Annotated in this window: 1 protein-coding gene; it reads right to left on the bottom strand. The window is 68.5% G+C overall.

Annotated elements, in window-relative coordinates:
* Nucleotides 1-737, bottom strand: a 737-nt coding sequence (locus L0U85_RS20145) for a DUF222 domain-containing protein (protein WP_241379558.1), incomplete at both ends; no start/stop codon positions are given.

The following is a 737-nucleotide window of genomic DNA, read 5'->3' as shown; positions in this document are numbered from 1 at the left end:
CGGCCCAGCTCGATCGCCTCGCCGGACTGGTAGTTGAACACGCTGGGGATGACTTGGCCTTCGCACGAGAGCAGGCGGGCTTTGGCCAGGGAGATCGGGTCGCCCTCCAGGGTGGCGACGCGTCCGGTGTTCTTCCCGGCGAGGGTGTCGATGTCGACTGTCACGTTGAGGGTGCAGGTGTGTCCGTGTCGTGTGGCCGCGTCGGGGTCGGTTCCGTAGACCGAGAGCATGTGGTGCAGGGCCTCGGCGTTGCGGTTCGCCGCCGCCGGGAGCACCCCGTCGGCGTCGACCTCGTCCTGGCGGGGCGGGGGGACCGCGGTCTGCAACAGTTTGGCGAACATCCGGCCGGTCTCGGAGGCGAGTTCCCCAGACAGCGACCACATCCCGTTGTCGAGCTCGGTCACCTCCAGACGCTGCAACGACTGTTGGGAGAGCCCGTCGAACAACTCGGCCGACTCGGCGAGGGAGGCGGCGAGTTCGGCGAGGTGGGTGGCGAGTTCGTCGAATGTCGCGTGAGCGCAGTACTGGGCGATCAAATGCTCGGGGGTCGCACAGGACACCGCACTGTTCCAGGGGGAGGGGACGGGTTCGGCGTAGGGGGTGCGGGCGTACACGCGCATCGCGGGAGTCTTGTCCAACTGGCGGACGGCGAACGCGACCGGATCAATCCTGGCCTCACCGGCACACGCCGCAGCGGCGAGTGCCCGGAACTTCTTCGACAGCCGCGCGATCGCGGC

Origin of the sequence: Glycomyces sp. L485 (genome assembly GCF_022548875.1) — a bacterium.
Classification (GTDB): Bacteria; Actinomycetota; Actinomycetes; order Mycobacteriales; family Micromonosporaceae; genus Glycomyces.
This window is presented reverse-complemented; position numbering and strand designations above follow the sequence as displayed.